The sequence below is a fragment of the Streptomyces sp. F63 genome (genome assembly GCF_018070345.1).
Lineage (GTDB): Bacteria > Actinomycetota > Actinomycetes > Streptomycetales > Streptomycetaceae > Streptomyces.
The window spans coordinates 1-18700 of record NZ_JAGPXX010000054.1 but is presented as its reverse complement, the minus strand read 5'-3'; the positions used below and the strand labels follow the sequence as shown (position 1 = coordinate 18700).

The following is an 18700-nucleotide window of genomic DNA, read 5'->3' as shown; positions in this document are numbered from 1 at the left end:
CGCCACCACCTGCTGAAACACCGCACCCGATGGCAAGCGGAACGCGACCCCGACACCGGCGAGGTCCGCTGGACCGCCCCCACCGGCCACACCTACACCACCCCACCCCACACCCCCACCACCTGAATGCGGAAGCCCCGCCTCGGGGCCCCGGGCCGGGACAGCCCCTCCACCACCACACGGAGGGGCCCACACCCACGCCCGAAAGGGAGGACCGGCAAGTCCCTACCGAATCCGGAACCGTTCACCGCATTGACCGACCCTCCGGGCAGGGACGACTCAGGCATCCGTCCACCCTGCCCGGCCGCCACCTCCCGCGCTCAAACTCCACCCGACGCTTGATCCGCCCGGCCTCCGCAGACAGCCGCGGACGACCAGCACGAGCATCCCGGGAACCGATCGCACCAGCCGTTTGACCCGCGGCTTCGTCGGTGAAGGCTCAGCCACGACAGCGGCCCACGACCGGCACCACCGACAGCCCGCCACGACGGTGGGGAGGCCGTAGGGCTCAGGCGCGCGTGTGCCCCCGCAACCACCCACCGGCACCAGCCACGCCGTCGTCTTTCCGAACCGACCCCGGTGGCACAAGGCCCCGGATAGACGACCGACCACCGGCCAACCCCCGGCACGGGTGCCGTGACCCCAGCCCGAGTACTGCCGTCAGCCCGCGACGCAGAGCCACCACCATCGCGCCGCCCACCCGGCGCCGTAACCCGCTCACCCCCTACGACGCGCCCGGCCCCGTACCTGTTGGCGCCACCTGCGCTTCTTCAGGGCCTCTTTCGCCCACTCCGCCCACTCCGCCGACTCCGCCGACTCCGCCGACTCCGCCGACTCCGCCGACTCCGCCGACTCCGCCGACTCCGCCGACTCCGCCGACTCCGCCGACTCCGCCGACTCCGCCGACTCCGCCCACTCCGCCGACTCCGCCGACTCCGCCGACTCCGCCGACTCCGCCGACTCCGCCGACTCCGCCGACTCCGCCGACTCCGCCGACTCCGCCCACTCCGCCCACTTCGCCCACTCCGCGCAGCGTCCGGGCCCACGTCCCCCCCGCCCACGACTGCCGACCCGTCAGTCCATCGAGGGCGGCGCATACCCCGTGTATCAGCGGCCTGTTGTTTCCAGCCCCGGACAAGAGGCAGTAATCCGCTTGCATACGACCGGCTGAGGTAGACCACCATGACCACGTGAGCGCGGAACAGGACGCGGTGGCCGAGGCGATCGCTGGTGAGCTGCAATTGCTGGATCCCGACGTGCGGAGATCGAGGCAGCGGGCGGAGAGACTCCTGGATCCCGAGTTCTCGGAAGTCGGCGCTTCCGGGCGCCGGTGGGACCGCCAGGAGACGCTTGCCGCACTTCCCGGCATGTCCGGCGGTCCGGGCGGCGGCTCGTTTGAGCCCCGTCCCGAGGGGATGACCGGCGTCATACTGGCTCCCGGCTTGGTGCACCTGACCTACGAAACCCGACGCGGTGGGCAGCGCGTACGCCGCAGCTCGATCTGGCGACAGCGGGACGGGAGTTCCGGCTGGCGCATGTACTACCACCAGGCCACCCCCGTGCCGGGGCGGCCGGGTCAACCACCGGTCCGGTGAACCGCCGGTCCGTGGGCGCTCCGCACATTCTGCTGCTGCCGGTGCGGTGTTCACGTGTTCCGTGGGACACGGCAGGGCATCTCCACGGGCCGGATCGGCGTGCTCTTCCGGGCCGGAAAAGTGTTGACGTGTCATCGGGCCGGTCGGCAAGCTCGCGGCCGTGAGCACCGAACACGGACCGGCCGACGCCGCGGTCGTCATACAGGTCGGCGTCCGCGACCTGTTGCCCCGGGACCTGTCCGCGTGCGCCTGGTCGGGTTCGGCCACGCACCTGCGTTACGTGGAACGAGAGTTGGCGCGTGCTGCGGTCGGTGAGGTCGACTATCTGGCAGTGACCACTCCCGTGGATCTGCCGGTGGCCATCGGCGGTATCGACTATCAGGTCGCCGAGGCAGCCGGGACCTTGTGGCAACTCGCCGTGCTCCCGGCTCTCCAGTCCTGTGGACTGGGTACGTTGCTGATCCGCTCCGCCGAACAAAGAATCAGGGACCGCGGCCTGCGCAGGGCCGAACTCGCCGTGGAGGAGAACAACTCCCGGGCTCGCGCGCTGTACGAGCGCCTGGGCTACACCGCGTACGGCCGCAAGCCCGATGCCTGGGACGAGGAAGAGCCCGACGGGTTGATCCGTCGTTACCGGACGATGTGTGTCCTCATGCGGAAGGAACTGTGCGACCCGGCCCGACCGTAGAGGCCGTGGGGCAGCCATGGGTGGCTGCTGTCCTCACGCTCGGTCACACGCTGTGTGTGTGCGTTGCGGGTGTGGGTGCGGGTGCGGGTGCGCGTGCTGGCGAAGACCGCGAGCGCGCGATCAACCCGCTGGGCTGTTCCGCATCGAAGACGGACAGGGCGTGGGCATCCTCTTCGGCTGCTGGTGGTGTGGCCCCCGGGTACCGAGCTGAGCCGTGGGGCCGACCAGCAGGCATGCCCCGGTATGCATCCTTTGCCTGCTTGGGGTGAAGTGCCCTGCGGGTGTGCCGGTGGGGAAAAATAATGCAAGCACGCTTGCTTGTTTCTTGGTCTGCTGCCACAGTCGGTCCACGCCGTGCCGTTGCGTCGCGGTCACGCCGGTAGCCGCAGGACCGGTGCAACGGCCGGCTGAGTACCTGCTCAGTTCTCAAGCCGCACGAGTGACGCCGCCCGCTCATCACCGGGGCCTCGGCTCCCGGATCTCCGTATCTGCCCCGTCCCGTATCCCGTGCACAGCCCGTACACCGCCGTGACCCCGTACACCACCGTCACCTCGTCACTGCCGTCTCCGTAGTCCGTACAAGGGAGCATCTTGTGGCCGATCCAGCAGCCGTGCTCGGCGATCTCCGTGCCGAGGGCGAGGAGTTGGAGCAGCTCGTCGCACCGCTCGCCGCCGACCGCTGGAGCACGCCGACCCCCGCCCCCGGCTGGAGCATCGCGCACCAGATAGCCCACCTCGCCTGGACCGATGAGCGCGCCCTGCTCTCGGCCACCGACCCCGGAGCCTTCGCCGAGGACGCGGCTCAGGCGCTCAACTCGCCCGAGACCTTCGTCGACGACGGTGCCCAGCGGCTGGTTGACGAACTCCCGCCCGCCGCCCTCCTCGACCGCTGGCGCACCGGTCGCGTCACGCTCCACCACGCCCTCGTCGGCCGGCCGCCGGGAGCCCGGCTTCCCTGGTACGGGCCACCGATGAGCGTGGCCTCGATGGCGACGGCCCGGCTGATGGAGACCTGGGCCCACGGACAGGACGTGGCCGACGCGCTCGGGATCCGCCGCGAGGCGACGGCCCGGCTGCGCCATGTCGCGCGGATCGGGGTACGGGCCCGCGACTACGCCTACGTGGTGCACGGGCTCGTACCGCCCACCGAGCAGTTTCGGGTGGAACTGACCGCCCCGGACGGGGACGTGTGGACGTACGGTCCGGAGGATGCCGCGCAGCGCGTCACCGGCTCCGCCCTGGACTTCTGTCTGCTGGCCACCCAGCGGGCGCACCGCTCCGACCTGGCCCTGCACGCTGAGGGCGCGGACGCCGAGCACTGGCTGGGCATCGCCCAGGCGTTCGCCGGGCCGCCCGGCACGGGACGCGAACCGGCAGCCCGGGGAGGGGCCGGCGGGGGAAGCACCGATGGTGCTGGAGGAGCCGGCGCGGTGACGGTCACGGGGGCAAGCGCGCCGGAAAGCACGGGAGGAGCGCTGTGACCGGGGCTGGGACCGGGATCCCGCCGGGAGACGAAACCCCGCCGGGAGACGAAACCCCGCCGGGAGAGGAAACCCCGCCGGCCCGTACCCCACCGGCCGGTCCCTCGTCGTCCGGTCCCCCGCCGTTCGGCACTTCACCGGACCACAGAGCCGCCCCCGTGCCACCGGACCACAGGCCCGCACCCATGAACGGAACCGACCTGAGAGCCTCTGTCCCCACCCCCGAGCCGCGCTCCGCTCCCGAGCCGGATTCTGCCCCAGCCCCGGCAGCGCTCCGCATCGGCAACGCCTCCGGCTTCTACGGCGACCGCTTCGACGCCGTCCGGGAGATGCTGACCGGTGGGCCGCTGGACGTCCTCACCGGTGACTATCTGGCCGAGCTGACCATGCTCATCCTGGGCCGCGACCGCCTCAAGGACCCCTCCCGCGGCTATGCCAAGACCTTCCTGCGCCAGCTTGAGGAGGGCCTCGGGCTCGCCGCCGAGCGCGGCGTGAAGATCGTCACCAACGCCGGCGGCCTGAATCCCGCCGGGCTCGCCGACGCGATCCGCGCCCTGTCCGAGCGCGTCGGCGTCCCGGTGCGGGTCGCGCACGTCGAGGGCGACGACCTCCTGCACCGCGCCGCCGGCGCGGGCTGGGGTGAGGGCGTCCTCACCGCCAACGCCTACCTCGGCGGTGCCGGTATCGCCGCCTGCCTGCGGGCCGGTGCCGATGTGGTGGTCACCGGCCGGGTCACGGACGCCGCGCTCGTCACCGGCCCGGCCGCCGCGCACTTCGGCTGGGCACCGGACGACTGGGACGCCCTCGCCGGAGCGGTCGTCGCCGGGCACGTCCTCGAATGCGGCGCCCAGGCGACCGGCGGCAACTACGCCTTCTTCGCCCGGCACGATCCCCGGTCCCTGCGCCGCCCCGGCTTCCCCGTCGCCGAGCTGCACGCGGACGGCAGCTCGGTCATCACCAAGCATCCGGGCACCGGCGGCCTGGTCACGACCGGCACGGTCACCGCCCAGCTCCTCTACGAGACGGCCGCCGCCCGCTACGCCGGTCCGGACGTCACCGCCCGCCTGGACTCCGTACGTCTCGCGGCGGACGGCCCGGACCGGGTGCGGATCAGCGGTGTGCGCGGCGAGGTGCCGCCGCCGACGCTGAAGGCCGGGCTGACCCGGATCGGCGGCTGGCGCAACGAGGTCGTCTTCGTGCTGACCGGACTCGACATCGAGGCCAAGGCGCGGCTGGTGCGCGAGCAGATGGATGCCGCCCTGGCGGCTCGCCGCCCCGCCGAGGTGCGCTGGACCCTGGCCCGCACGGACCGGGCCGACGCGCCCGTGGAGGAGGAGTCGAGCGCGCTGCTGCGGCTGGTGGTGCGCGACCCGGACCCGGAGGCGGTCGGCCGCCGGGTGAGCGGCGCGGCCGTCGAACTGGGGCTGGCCAGTTACCCGGGCTTCCACCTCACCGCCCCGCCCGGCCCGGGAGCCCCGTACGGGGTGTTCGAGGCGGTGTACGTGGACGCGGCCGGAGTGCCGCACACGGCCGTGCTGCCGGATGGCGAGCGCGTCGCCGTGGAGCCGCCGCCGGAGGCGCGGCCGCTGGAGGAAGTGCCCGAGCCGCCCCTGCCGGAACCGCTCCCGCGGGATCTGCCGACCCGCCGGGCGCCGCTCGGGCTGGTCGCCGGGGCACGCAGCGGGGACAAGGGCGGCAGCGCGAACGTCGGCCTGTGGGCGGAGACGGATGAAGCCTGGCGCTGGCTGGCCCACGCGCTGACGGCCGACCGGCTGCGCGAACTGCTGCCCGAGGTGCGGGCGCTGCCCGTCACCCGCCATGTACTGCCGGGACTGCGCGCCCTGAACTTCACCGTGGACGGCCTGCTGGGCGAGGGCGTCGCCGCCCAGGCCCGCTTCGACCCGCAGGCGAAGGCTCTGGGGGAGTGGCTGCGCGCCCGTCACCTGGACATACCGGAGGTACTGCTGTGACGAGTCCGCCCGCCGACCGGCGCTCCACGCGCCGGCGGGAGTTGAGGGAGAGCTGCCGGGGGTCGCGGGAGAGCCGCGGGGAGCTGCCGGAGAACCGCCGGGGCCTGCGGGACAGCCGTCGGGTCATGCGCCGGCGGCGGCAAGAGCAGCAGCACGAACAGCAGCAACACCGGCGGCCGGGACGGGAGGACACCCCATGACCGTGCTTCCCTCCGCGCTCGACACCACCGGTGCCGACTACGCGGCCAACTGCGACGCGATGCTCGCCAAACTCGCCGATCTCGACGCCGAGCACACCAAGGCCCTGGCGGGCGGCGGTGAGAAGTACGTGGCCCGGCACCGCAAGCGGGGCAAGCTGCTCGCCCGCGAGCGCATCGAACTGCTCCTCGACCCGGACACGCCCTTCCTGGAACTGTCCCCGCTCGCCGCCTGGGGCAGCGACTACGCCGTGGGCGCGTCCCTCGTCACCGGCATCGGGGTGATCGAGGGCGTCGAGTGTCTGGTCACCGCCAACGATCCGACCGTGCGCGGCGGTGCCAGCAACCCCTGGACGCTGAAGAAGGCCCTGCGCGCCAACGAGATCGCCTTCGCCAACCGCCTCCCGGTGGTCAGCCTCGTCGAGTCGGGCGGTGCGGACCTGCCCAGCCAGAAGGAGATCTTCATCCCCGGCGGGGCGCTCTTCCGGGACCTGACCCGGCTGTCGGCCGCCGGCATTCCGACCGTCGCCGTGGTCTTCGGCAACTCCACGGCCGGCGGCGCGTACATCCCCGGGATGTCGGACCACACGATCATGGTGAAGGAGCGGGCGAAGGTCTTCCTCGGCGGGCCGCCGCTGGTCAAGATGGCCACCGGCGAGGAGAGCGACGACGAGTCGCTGGGCGGCGCCGAGATGCATGCCCGCACCTCCGGGCTCGCCGACCACTTCGCCGTCGACGAACCCGACGCGCTCCGGCAGGCACGCCGCGTCGTCGCCCGCCTCAACCACCGCAAGGCGCACCCCGATCCGGGCCCCGCCGAGCCGCCGAAGTACGACGAGGGCGAGCTGCTCGGCATCGTCCCCGGTGATCTGCGGACCCCGTTCGACCCGCGCGAGGTCATCGCCCGGATCGTCGACGGCTCGGACTTCGACGAGTTCAAGCCGCTCTACGGCAGCAGCCTCGCCACCGGCTGGGCGTCCCTGCACGGCTACCCGGTCGGCATCCTCGCCAACGCCCAGGGGGTGCTGTTCAGCGAGGAGTCGCAGAAGGCCGCGCAGTTCATCCAGCTCGCCAACCAGCGCGACATTCCGCTGCTCTTCCTGCACAACACCACCGGCTACATGGTCGGCAAGGAGTACGAGCAGGGCGGCATCATCAAGCATGGCGCGCAGATGATCAACGCGGTGTCCAACTCCCGGGTCCCGCACCTGTCCGTCCTCATGGGCGCCTCCTACGGCGCCGGCCACTACGGCATGTGCGGACGGGCGTACGACCCGCGCTTCCTCTTCGCCTGGCCCAGCGCGAAGTCGGCGGTGATGGGACCGCAGCAGCTCGCCGGCGTCCTGTCGATCGTCGCCCGCGCCTCCGCCGCCGCCAAGGGACAGCCGTACGACGACGAGGCGGACGCCGCGCTGCGCGCCATGGTCGAGCAGCAGATCGAATCCGAGTCGCTGCCGTTCTTCCTGTCCGGACGCCTCTACGACGACGGCGTCATCGACCCGCGCGACACCCGCACCGTGCTCGGCCTGTGCCTGTCCGCGATCCACACCGCACCCGTGGAAGGCGCCCGCGGCTTCGGCGTCTTCCGGATGTGAGGGACCTGAACCCATGACCGACAACGCTGGACAGAAGACGGGACGGAACACGTCCGTGCCGGGCTCCGCCGTACCGGACTCCTCCGTACCGGGTTCCTCCGGACTGGACTCCTCCGGACTGGACTCCTCCGGACGGGCCGCCCCCGCACCGGCCCCTTCCGGGCTGCGTACCGTCCTGGTCGCCAACCGGGGCGAGATCGCCTGCCGCGTCTTCCGCACCTGCCGCGGGCTGGGCCTCGCCACGGTCGCCGTGCACTCCGACGCCGACGCGCAGGCCCTGCACGTCCGTACCGCCGACGCCGCCGTGCGCCTGCCCGGCGACAGCCCCGCGGACACCTACCTCCGCGGGGACCTGATCGTGAAGGCGGCCCTCACGGCCGGCGCCGACGCGATCCACCCCGGCTACGGATTCCTCTCCGAGAACGCCGACTTCGCCCGGCAGGTCCTGGACGCCGGACTGGTGTGGATCGGCCCGCCGCCCGCGGCGATCGCCGCGATGGCGTCCAAGACCCGCGCCAAGGAACTCATGGCCGAAGCGGGGGTGCCGCTGCTGCGCCCCGTGGACCCGGAGCGGGCGACCGGCTCCGACCTGCCCCTGCTGATCAAAGCCGCGGCCGGTGGCGGCGGCCGCGGCATGCGGCTGGTCCGCGACCTCGCCGAGCTGCCCGCCGAACTTGCCGCCGCCTCCGCGGAGGCGGCCTCGGCCTTCGGCGACGGCGAGGTGTTCGCCGAGCCGTACGTGGAGAACGGCCGCCACGTCGAGGTGCAGATCTTGGCCGACACGCACGGCACCGTCTGGGCGCTCGGCACCCGGGACTGCTCCCTGCAGCGCCGCCACCAGAAGGTCATCGAGGAGGCGCCGGCCCCCGGCCTGCCGCAGCCGCTGCGCGACACCCTCCACACGGCCGCGGCCGAGGCGGCCCGCGCCATCGGCTACACGGGCGCCGGGACGGTCGAGTTCCTCGTGTCCGCCGAACACCGTGCGTACTTCCTGGAGATGAACACGCGCCTGCAGGTGGAGCATCCGGTGACGGAGGAGGTCTACGGCCTCGACCTCGTCGCCTGGCAACTCCGCGTCGCCGAGGGCGCCGAGCTGCCCGCCCGGCCGCCCGAACCGGCCGGGCACGCCGTCGAGGCCCGGCTGTACGCGGAGGACCCGTCCCGTGACTGGCAGCCACAGTCGGGGCCGCTGCACCGCCTCGACGTTCCAGGAGTCCGGCTGGACACCGGGTTCACCGGGGGCGACACCATCGGTGTCCACTACGACCCGATGCTGGCGAAGGCGATCGTCCACGCCCCCACGCGGGCGGAGGCGGTCCGGCGACTGGCCGACGCGCTGTCCCGGGCCCGGGTCCACGGCCCGGTCACCAACCGGGACCTGCTGGTCCGCTCCCTCCGCCACCCGGAGTTCGCGGCGGGCCGGGTGGACACCGGTTTCTACGACCGCAACCTGCCGGAACTCACCGCACCGACCGCGGCCGGACCCACAGTGGGCCAACAGCCGGTGGGCGAGCGGCCGGTGGGGGAGCAGCCGGTGGGCGAGCGGCCGGTGGGCCAACAGCCGGTGGGCGAACCGCCGGCGGGCGAGCAGCCGGCGGGCGCACGGCCGGCGGGCGCACGGCCGGTGGGGGGTTCCGCGGGAGCCGACCCCGCGGTGGGCCTCTCCGCCCTGGCGGCGGCGCTGGCCGCCACGGCCGTCCGGACCGGCCCGGCGAGCAGCCTCCCCGCCCGCCTGGGCGGCTGGCGCAACCTGCCCTCCGGCCACCAGACCACCGCCTACCGCGCGGAGCCCGACGGCACCGAGTACGAGGTCCGCCACCGCCTCACCCGTGACGGCCTCGACGCCCCCGGCCACCCGGACGTACGGCTGATCGCGGCCGGCCCGGAGCGCGTCACCCTGGAGACCGCCGGGGTCCGCCGGACCTTCGAGGTAGCGGTGTACGGCAGCCGGACCCACGTCGATTCCCCCCTGGGCGCCCACGCGTTCACCGCCGTCCCCCGCTTCCCGGACCCCACCGCGCGCGCCGAGCCCGGCTCGCTGCTGGCCCCGATGCCGGGCACGGTGGTGCGGGTGGCGGATATCGCCGTCGGTGACCGGGTGGAGCAGGGGCAGTCGCTTCTGTGGCTGGAGGCCATGAAGATGGAGCACCGCATCACGGCACCGGCCCCAGGCACCCTGACGGTCCTCCACGCGACCCCGGGGCGGCAGGTGGAGGTCGGAGCGCTCCTGGCCGTCGTCACGGAGGGCCCCTGAGGGCGGGCACACAACCCCGGCCTCGGCCCCAGCCCCCAGCCGCAGCCCGGCCCCAGCCGCAGCCCGGCCCCAGCCGCAGCCCGGCCACAGCCACAGCCCCGGCCCCAGCCACAGCCCCGGCCCCGGCCCCGGCCACAGCCCCGGCCCCAGCCACAGCCCCGGCCCCGGCCACAGCCCCAGCCCCAGCCACAGGGGGCCGGTAGCCCGGCCCCCTCCACCCGAACAAGCCTGTCGCCCTCACCAGCCGCCCCTCACCAGCCCCTCACCAGCCCCTCGCCACAGCCGTCCGCCACTGGCCACAGCCGTCCGCACCGAACCCACCCCTCCGGAGGAGGCACTCGTGCCCGCGTCCCCGTCTGCCGCAGTCACCGCGTCCACAGCCCTCGAAACCGACGAACACCGAGCCCTCCGCCAAGCCGTCGCCGCCCTCGGAGCCCGCTACGCCCGTGACTTCTTCGGCGCGGCCGGCTCCGGTCCGGGAGGGGACGCCGGGGCCACCGCCAGGGCCGGCCATGTCCAGGACCTCTGGCAGGAGGCCGCCAAACTCGGCTATCTCGGCATCAACCTTCCCGAGGAGTTCGGCGGTGGAGGCGCCGGTATCTCCGAACTGGCCATTGTTCTGGAGGAGTTGGGCGCGGCCGGTTGTCCGCTGCTCATGCTCGTCGTCTCGCCGTCCATCTGTGGCACGGTCATCGCCCGCTTCGGCACCGAGGAGCAGAAGCAGCGGTGGCTGCCCGGCCTCGCCGACGGCAGCCGCATGATGTCCTTCGGCATCACCGAGCCTGACGCCGGTTCCAACTCGCACCGGATCACCACCACCGGCCGTCGCGCCCCCGACGGCAGCGGCGACTGGCTGCTCACCGGCCGGAAGGTCTTCATCTCCGGGGTGGACATCTCGGACGCGACGCTGATCGTGGGCCGCACCGAGGATGCCCGGACGGGCAAGCTCAAGCCGTGCCTGTTCATCGTCCCCCGGGACACCCCCGGGTTCGAGTACCGGCAGATCGACATGGAACTGCACGCCGCGGAGAAGCAGTTCGAGCTGAGCTTCGACGACATCCGGCTCCCCGCCGAGGCCCTTGTCGGCGACGAGGACGCGGGCTTGCTCCAGCTCTTCGCCGGGCTCAACCCGGAGCGGATCATGTCGGCCGCGTTCGCCCTCGGAATGGGCCGTCACGCACTGGCGAAGGCGGTCGACTACGCCCGTACCCGCCAGGTGTGGAAGACGCCGATCGGCGCGCACCAGGCGATCGCGCACCCGCTCGCGCAGGCGCACATAGAGCTGGAGCTGGCGCGGCTCATGACCCAGAAGGCGGCCCGTCTGTATGACGCGGGGGACGACATCGGCGCGGGCGAGGCGGCCAACATGGCCAAGTACGCGGCCGCCGAGGCGAATGTCCGGGCCGTGGACCAGGCGGTGCACACACTCGGCGGCAACGGACTCACCAAGGAGTACGGCCTGGCGCAGCTCGTCACCGCCTCCCGGGTGGCCCGGATCGCCCCGGTGAGCCGGGAAATGATCCTCAACTATGTGTCCCACCAGTCCCTGGGGCTCCCCAAGTCGTACTGAGTCGGTCATCCTTGTGAGCCACCCGCACGGCTGTGAGGCGCGTCACACGGTAACGTCACGCGGCCGTGCCGCGCAGGCACTCCCGGCCACGCCTGTGCAGACCCGCAGCAACACGGGCCCGCACCGGCCCGCAGGAACACCGGCCCGCAGGAACACCGGCCCGCAGGAACACCGGCCCGCAGCAACACGGGCACACAGGAACACCGGCACACAGGAACACCGGCACACAGGAACACCGGCACACAAGGACACAGGGACACACCCAGGGGACACCCAGAGCGGAGGGGTCACGATGATCCACCGAAGCGCCTACCCGGACGTCCGGCCCGTCGATCAGCCCATCCACGAAGCCGTACTCGGCCGGGCCGCCGAGTACGGCGACACCCCCGCGCTGATCGACGGCGTGGACGGCACCACGGTCAGCTACGCCCAGCTCGACGCCTTCACCCGCCGCATCGCCGCGGCGCTCGCCGAGGCCGGGGTCCGCAAGGGTGACGTTCTGGCCCTGCACAGCCCGAACACCATTGCGTACCCAGCCGTCTTCTACGCCGCGACCATGGCCGGCGCCGCGGTCACCACCGTCCATCCGCTCGCCACCGCCGAGGAGTTCGCCAAACAGCTGCGCGACTCCGGGGCGCGCTGGATCGTCACGGTGTCCCTGCTGCTGGAGACGGCCGAGGCGGCGGCAGCGGCCGCGGAGGCGGCCGGCGGGCGGCCGGTCGCGGAGATCTTCGTCTGCGACCGGGCGGAGGGCCGCCGCTCGGTCCTCGACGACCTGCTCACCTCCACCGCCCCGGAGCCTGTCGTGGAGATCGACCCGGCCGAGGACGTGGCGGTGCTGCCGTACTCCTCGGGCACGACCGGCGCCCCCAAAGGCGTGATGCTCACCCACCGCAACATCGCCACCAACCTCGCCCAGCTCGACCCGCTGCTCCCGGACGAGGCGGACGAGCGCATCCTCGCCGTCCTCCCCTTCTTCCACATCTACGGGCTGACCGCCCTCATGAACGCGCCGCTCCGCCGGGGTGCCACCGTCGTCGTGCTGCCCCGCTTCGACCTGGAGCAGTATCTGTCGGCGGTCGAACGCCACCGGGTCACGGCCCTCTACGTGGCCCCGCCGATCGTCCTGGCCCTGGCCAAGCACCCGGCGGTCACGGAGCACGACCTGTCCTCCGTGCGGTACGTCCTGAGCGCCGCCGCACCCCTGGACGCCGAGCTGGCCGCGGCCTGCTCCCGCAGGCTCGGTGTGCCGCCCGTCCTGCAGGCGTACGGGATGACGGAACTGTCGCCCGGCACCCACGCCGTACCGCTCGACGCGGAGAACCCGCCACGGGGCACGGTCGGCCTCCTGGTGCCCGGCACCGAGATGCGGATCGTCTCCCTCGACGACCCCGCACGGGACCTGGGCCCGGACGAGCCGGGCGAGGTCCTGGTCCGCGGCCCCCAGGTGATGAAGGGCTACCTCGGCCGTCCGGAGGCGACCGCCGCCATGATCGACGAGGACGGCTGGCTGCACACCGGGGATGTCGGCCGGGTGGACGCCGGCGGCTGGCTCTTCGTCGTCGACCGGGTCAAGGAACTCATCAAGTACAAGGGCTACCAGGTGCCGCCCGCCGAGCTGGAGGCCTGCCTGCTGACCCACCCGGACCTGGCCGACGCCGCGGTCATCGGCGTCACGGACGAGGACGGCAACGAGATCCCCAAGGCGTACGTCGTGCGCAGGCCCGGGGCCGGGACCACGGCCGAGCAGGTCATGGCGTACGTTGCCGGACGGGTCGCCCCCTACAAGAAGATCCGCCGGGTCGAGTTTCTGGACGCGGTGCCCCGCGCCGCCAGCGGCAAGATCCTCCGGCGCGAACTCCGGACCCGGGAAAGGACCTCCACCACGCCATGACAGACGAGACAGCCGAGACAGCAGCCAAGGCAGCCGGGGCAGCCGAGACAGCAGCCGGGGCAGCCGGGGAAGCCGAGACAGCAGCCAAGGCAGCAGCCAAGGCAGTCAAGGCAGCCGGGCAGGCACCGGCCCGGTGCCCGGAACAGCCCCTGGTGCGCCACTCGACCGAACGCGGCGTCACCACGCTCACCCTCGACTCGCCGCGCAACCGCAACGCGCTCTCCACGCGCCTCGTCACCGGACTGCACGAGGCCCTGGCGGAGGCCGCCGCCGACCCGGACGTCCGCGCGGTGCTGCTCACCCACACCGGCGGCACGTTCTGCGCCGGCGCGGACCTGACGGAGGCCGGCTCGGCGGACGCGGCCTCCGCCCCGCTCGGCCTGGCCCGGCTGCTCCGTACGGTCACGGAGCTGCCGAAGCCCGTGGTGGCGCGCGTGACCGGGCATGTCCGGGCGGGCGGACTCGGCCTGCTGGGATGCTGCGACATCTCGGTGGCCGGGCCGGGCAGCAGCTTCGCGTTCACCGAGGCCCGGCTCGGTCTGGCGCCGGCGGTGATCTCCCTGCCGCTGCTGCCCCGTCTCGACCCCCGCGCGGCCGCCCGCTACTACCTCACGGGTGAGCGGTTCGACGCGGCCGAGGCGAGCCGGATCGGCCTCGTCACCGTCGCGGCCGAGGACCCGGACGCTGCCCTCGCCCCCATTCTGGACGGCCTGCGGCGGGCGTCCCCGCAGGGGCTGGCGGAGTCCAAGAAGCTGGTCACCGCCGGTGTCCTGCGCGTGTTCGACCGGGACACCCGGGACCTGGCCGAGCAGTCCGCCCGTCTGTTCGCCTCCGCCGAGGCGCGCGAGGGGATGACGGCCTTCCTGGAACGCCGGGACCCGGTATGGGCGCGGTGACGACGGCCCGCGGCCCCAAGCAGGACCGCAGCCGCGCGACCCGGCAGCGGCTGCTGGAAGCGGCGGTCGCGTGCCTCGCCGAACACGGCTGGAGCGGCAGTACGGTCATGGTGGTCGCCGAGCGTGCCGGTGTGTCCCGGGGCGCGGCACAGCACCACTTCCCGACCCGCGAGGACCTGTTCACGGCGGCGGTCGAGCATGTGGCGGAGGAACGCTCGGCGGCGCTGCGGGCGATGCTCAGCGGCGGGACGGACACCGTCCCGGCGGGGCACGAAGCCGGGCCGGGCGGGTCCTCCGCGCCGGGCGGCAGCCGGACCCGGGCCGTCGTGGAGGCCATCGTCGCCCTCTACACCGGTCCGCTGTTCCGGGCCGCGCTGCACCTCTGGGTGGCGGCCTCGAACGAGGAACAGCTCAAGCCGCGCGTCACCGCCCTGGAGGCGCGTGTGGGCCGGGAGAGCCACCGGATGGCCGTCGAACTGCTCGGCGCCGACGAGGCGGTGCCGGGGGTCCGCGAGACGGTGCAGGGTCTGCTGGACATGGCGCGCGGCCTCGGCCTGGCCACGCTCCTCACGGACGACGGGGCCCGACGCGGCCGGGTGGTGGCCCAGTGGGCCCGCATCCTGGACGACACCCTCGGCCGGGGGCGCACGGGAACCGGCGGGCGGACCCGCGAGCCCGGGGTTTCCTGAAGTCCCGCTCCGCCCGGCTGCCCCTTCTGGAAGGGGAGTTTCCGGGTTCCGGACCGGAGCGCGGACGGGCGGCGGCCGTCACCCCCCGTCCCCGCCCTCCCCGCCCCCGTCCCCGCCCCGCGAAGGGTGCGAGGACAGGGCCGGGCGACAGGGCCGGGTGAGAGGGCCGGGTGAGAGGGCCGGGTGGAGGGACGGGGACAGGCGACGGCGGCAGCGGCGGCGGCAGGAGGGGGCCGCCGGCTGCGGTGAAGCGGCCGGTCAGCGGGAGATGTCCGCGTAGCCGTCGACCTCGCGCGGGTCGCGGCCGCCGGGGCCGATGTAGCGGGCCGAGGGACGCACCAGGCGGCCCGTGCGCTTCTGCTCCAGGATGTGCGCGGACCAGCCGGCCGTACGGGCACAGGTGAACATCGAGGTGAACATGTGCGCGGGCACCTCGGCGAAGTCGAGCACGATGGCGGCCCAGAACTCGACGTTCGTGGCCAGCACCCGGTCGGGGCGCCGGTTGTGCAGCTCCTCCAGGGCGGCGCGTTCCAGCGCCTCGGCGACCTCGAACCGCGGCGCGGCCAGCTCCTTGGCGGTGCGGCGCAGCACCCGGGCCCGCGGGTCCTCGGCGCGGTAGACGCGGTGGCCGAAGCCCATGAGGCGCTCGCCCTTGTCGAGGGCCTTCTTGACGTAGGCGGTGGCGTCGCCGGTCCGCTCGATCTCCTCGATCATCCCGAGCACACGGGAGGGCGCGCCGCCGTGCAGCGGGCCGGACATGGCGCCCACGGCGCCGGAGAGCGCCGCGGCGACGTCGGCGCCGGTGGAGGCGATGACGCGGGCGGTGAAGGTGGAGGCGTTCATGCCGTGCTCGGCGGCGGAGGTCCAGTAGGCGTCGACGGCCTTGACGTGCTTGGGGTCGGGCTCGCCGCGCCAGCGCTTCATGAAGCGCTCGACGACGGTCTCGGCCTTGTCGATCTCACGCTGCGGGACCATCGGCAGGCCCTGGCCGCGCGCCGACTGGGCGACGTAGGAGAGCGCCATGACGGCTGCGCGGGCGAGGTCGTCGCGGGCCTGGGCCTCGTCGATGTCGAGCAGTGGTTTCAGACCCCAGACGGGGGCGAGCATGGCGAGCGCGGACTGGACGTCGACGCGGATGTCGCCGGAGTGGACGGGGATGGGGAACGGCTCGGCGGGCGGCAGACCGGGGTTGAAGGCGCCGTCGACGAGGAGGCCCCAGACGTTGCCGAAGGACACGTGGCCGACGAGGTCCTCGATGTCGACACCGCGGTAGCGGAGTGCGCCGCCTTCCTTGTCCGGTTCGGCGATCTCCGTCTCGAACGCGATGACTCCTTCGAGTCCGGGTACGAAGTCGGACATCAGGCGGCTCCTTGTATGTGGCGTGATGTGGTCGACACATGGCTTGTGACCAGAATGTCAAGCTTTGCGGTGTGCGGTGCCGGTCCGGATGCGCGGCTGCCCCGCTCCGCGGCACCTGCGACGCCGGTGCGGCTCACGCTCCGTAACGGTTACCCCGGTGATGCCCCGCCCGGGAGATGGTTATCCGTTCGGGCGTCGTCTCACTGGAGAGGCACTGAGGGTCTCTACAGGCCGGACACGATATCTCGCGCCATCCGGGGGCTATAGAGGCCCAGCCGATGATTTTGGCCGGTTCGGCCGATGCGGGGAAGCGTGAGAAGCGGCACACTGTGCCACCTTCCGGGGGAGGGGTTACACCACGTAAGGTCCGGAAACACTCTGTCAGTGTCTTCGGCTCTTCGGATGATGCTGCAAGATGAGTGCGTGCCTGATGATTCACTGGAGTCCGTGGAGTCCGTGCCGCACGTCGTCGCCGATCAGCCGGTGGCGCCCGAATACGATCCCGCCGCCATGCGCGAGCACTACCGTTCCGACGGTCTGTACGAGCGGGACCTCGCCGGGGCGCCGATGGAGCAGTTCGGCCGGTGGTTCCGGCAGGCGTCGGAAAGTGGCATCTACGAGCCGAACGCCATGGTGGTCTCCACGGTGGACGCCAGCGGCCGCCCCAGCTCGCGGACGGTCCTGCTGAAGGGCTTCGACGAACGCGGGTTCGTCTTCTTCACCAACTACACCTCCCGCAAGGGCCGCGAGATCGACACCAATCCCTACGTGGCGCTGCTCTTCCCCTGGCATCCCATCGCCCGCCAGGTACTGGTGGAGGGAGTCGCCGAACGGGTCGGGCGGGACGAGACGGTGGCGTACTTCCGCACCCGTCCGCACGGCTCGCAGCTCGGCGCGTGGGCGAGCCGGCAGTCGGAGCTGGTGGTGTCGCGCGAGGAACTCGACCGGTCGTACGGGGAGTTGGCGGACCGCTACCCGCCGGGCGAGCAGGTGCCGGTGCCGCCGGAGTGGGGCGGGTACCGCGTCTTCCCGGAGGCGGTCGAGTTCTGGCAGGGGCGCGAGAACCGCCTGCACGACCGTCTGCGCTACATCCGCTCCGCGACGCCGAAGGGCTGGACGGTCCAGCGGGTGTGCCCGTAGAACCCCGCAACCCCGGGACCCGGGCCGGGGCCCCTGTGCCCGTGCCCCCGCAACCCCGTGCCCCCGGACCCCCCGGCGCACGCCCTCCGGCCGCCGCCCTCCGGCCTCAGGCCGGCTTGCGCCACACCGAGACGTGCTTCGACGAGTCCCGGGTGAACGGCGCCCCGTCCCAGTCCGCGACGCGGCGTTCCAGTTCGAGCCCGGCGATCCGCGCCATCAGATCGAGCTCCGCCGGCCAGGCGTACCGGTGCCGGGACGTGCCCCGGCGGTAGAGACCGCTGCTGCCGCTGCCGCCGTCGCGGGTGAAGTGGTGCGAGACGAGCATCTGCCCGACCGGGTCGAGGGTGTCGAAGCCGAGATGCCGCTCGGAGACGTCGAACGGCACCGCGACCTGGCCGGGCGGCAGGAACCGCAGCGGCGGCACGTTCAGCTCGATGACGAACCGGCCGCCGGGTCCCAGGTGGCGCGCGGCGTTGCGGAAGCACTCGACCTGCTCGTCCTGTGTGAGCAGATTCGAAATGGTGTTGTAGACGAGATAGACCAGGGCGAACTCGCCGGGGACGACGGTCGTGGCCATGTCCCCGATGGTCACCGGGAGCGTGCTCTCGTCGACCTTGCGGCGCAGGACCGCTGCCATGTGCTCGGACAGTTCGATGCCCGTCACCGGCACGCCGCGCCGCCGGAGCGGGACGCCCACTCGTCCGGTTCCGATGGCGAACTCCAGTGCCCGGCCGTCTCCGGCGAGCTCGGCGAGGAAGGCGAGAGTCGGTCCGAGAACGGCGGCCGAGGACATCTCGGTTTCCTCGGCGTCGTAGCGGTCGGCGGTCGCACGGGTCCACAGCTCACTGCTCGTCACGGGCGGCACTCTGCCCGGTGCGGAGGCGCGCCGTCGACGCATTTTCCGCCCCCGGGGTGCCGGCGCTGTGCGCTCGTCCTCCCGCGCGGGGCGGAGGGCCCGCTCCCCGCGTCGCACCGGCGTGGGCCCGGAAACGCAGACGACCCGCGAGCCGTTTCCCCTCGGGCCGGGCCGGGGGCTCGGCGGCAAGGGGGCCGGTCGGACGTACCGGCGGCTCGCGGGTCGGGTGACTGCTGGGAATTGGGCCGGCTGCACGCATCTCTCACGTGCTGGTCCGGCGGTGCGCAGAGCGCGACGACGGACTGCTAGCCCGCAGCCACCTCACGCGTCCGGATATCTGACATCTGCCGAACCACCTCCCTTCTCGTGTGCCGAGAGAGTAAGCAGAAGACCCGCCGGGACTCAACGCATTTTCGGGCGGTTTCCCCGCGGTGCGGGCGAGCGCGCCCTTCCGCCCCCCCCGCCCCCCCCCCCCCCCCCCCGCCTCCCACACCAACCCCCCGGCCGCCCGGGCCG

General features: G+C 73.0%; 13 protein-coding genes. 11 read left to right on the top strand and 2 right to left on the bottom strand.

Annotated features, from left to right (window positions below):
- Nucleotides 1-1190 precede the first annotated feature (1190 nt).
- The 10 genes from KBZ10_RS28630 (at nt 1191) to KBZ10_RS28585 (ending at nt 14829) form a co-directional block, all read left to right on the top strand.
- Nucleotides 1191-1595, top strand: coding sequence for a DUF4440 domain-containing protein (locus KBZ10_RS28630; protein WP_210990656.1), 405 nt, complete (start codon nt 1191-1193; stop codon nt 1593-1595).
- Between the two features lie 160 nt (nt 1596-1755).
- Entirely contained in the window at nt 1756-2283 is a 528-nt protein-coding gene (locus tag KBZ10_RS28625; RefSeq protein WP_307847657.1) for a GNAT family N-acetyltransferase, read from the top strand.
- A 593-nt stretch (nt 2284-2876) separates the two neighbouring features.
- On the top strand, nt 2877-3764 hold the full coding sequence (locus KBZ10_RS28620) for a TIGR03084 family metal-binding protein (RefSeq protein ID WP_210990655.1): 888 nt from the start codon (nt 2877-2879) through the stop codon (nt 3762-3764).
- A 185-nt stretch (nt 3765-3949) separates the two neighbouring features.
- Nucleotides 3950-5734 carry an acyclic terpene utilization AtuA family protein gene (locus KBZ10_RS28615; RefSeq protein ID WP_210990654.1) on the top strand — a complete coding sequence of 595 codons (1785 nt, stop codon included), beginning with the start codon at nt 3950-3952 and terminating at the stop codon, nt 5732-5734.
- 196 nt (nt 5735-5930) lie between these two features.
- Nucleotides 5931-7526: an acyl-CoA carboxylase subunit beta gene (locus KBZ10_RS28610; RefSeq protein WP_210990653.1), complete on the top strand. Its 1596-nt coding sequence runs from the start codon at nt 5931-5933 to the stop codon at nt 7524-7526.
- A 13-nt stretch (nt 7527-7539) separates the two neighbouring features.
- Nucleotides 7540-9780 (top strand): biotin carboxylase N-terminal domain-containing protein, encoded by a 2241-nt coding sequence (locus tag KBZ10_RS28605; protein ID WP_210990652.1) that lies wholly within the window; start codon nt 7540-7542, stop codon nt 9778-9780.
- 340 nt (nt 9781-10120) lie between these two features.
- Nucleotides 10121-11350 carry an acyl-CoA dehydrogenase family protein gene (locus KBZ10_RS28600; RefSeq protein WP_210990651.1) on the top strand — a complete coding sequence of 410 codons (1230 nt, stop codon included), beginning with the start codon at nt 10121-10123 and terminating at the stop codon, nt 11348-11350.
- A 292-nt stretch (nt 11351-11642) separates the two neighbouring features.
- Complete coding sequence (locus KBZ10_RS28595) at nt 11643-13244, top strand: 4-coumarate--CoA ligase family protein (protein WP_210990650.1); 1602 nt, start codon at nt 11643-11645, stop codon at nt 13242-13244.
- Nucleotides 13241-14140 (top strand): enoyl-CoA hydratase family protein, encoded by a 900-nt coding sequence (locus KBZ10_RS28590; RefSeq protein WP_210990649.1) that lies wholly within the window; start codon nt 13241-13243, stop codon nt 14138-14140. Before KBZ10_RS28595 ends, KBZ10_RS28590 begins: the two co-directional genes overlap by 4 nt.
- Nucleotides 14128-14829 carry a TetR/AcrR family transcriptional regulator gene (locus KBZ10_RS28585; RefSeq protein WP_210990648.1) on the top strand — a complete coding sequence of 234 codons (702 nt, stop codon included), beginning with the start codon at nt 14128-14130 and terminating at the stop codon, nt 14827-14829. The genes KBZ10_RS28590 and KBZ10_RS28585 overlap by 13 nt, the downstream gene beginning before the upstream one ends.
- Before the next feature lie 258 nt (nt 14830-15087).
- Here the strand turns inward: KBZ10_RS28585 and KBZ10_RS28580 are convergent, their stop codons facing one another.
- On the bottom strand, nt 15088-16188 hold the full coding sequence (locus KBZ10_RS28580; RefSeq protein WP_210990647.1) for a citrate synthase 2: 1101 nt from the start codon (nt 16186-16188) through the stop codon (nt 15088-15090).
- A gap of 510 nt (nt 16189-16698) precedes the next feature.
- Between KBZ10_RS28580 and pdxH the strand changes: the two genes are divergently transcribed.
- On the top strand, nt 16699-17328 hold the full coding sequence (pdxH, locus tag KBZ10_RS28575; protein ID WP_210990657.1) for a pyridoxamine 5'-phosphate oxidase: 630 nt from the start codon (nt 16699-16701) through the stop codon (nt 17326-17328).
- 106 nt (nt 17329-17434) lie between these two features.
- Here pdxH and KBZ10_RS28570 read toward each other — a convergent pair whose 3' ends face one another.
- A complete protein-coding gene (locus KBZ10_RS28570; protein WP_210990646.1) occupies nt 17435-18184 on the bottom strand; it encodes a class I SAM-dependent methyltransferase in 750 nt (249 codons plus the stop codon).
- Nucleotides 18185-18700: the final 516 nt, after the last annotated feature.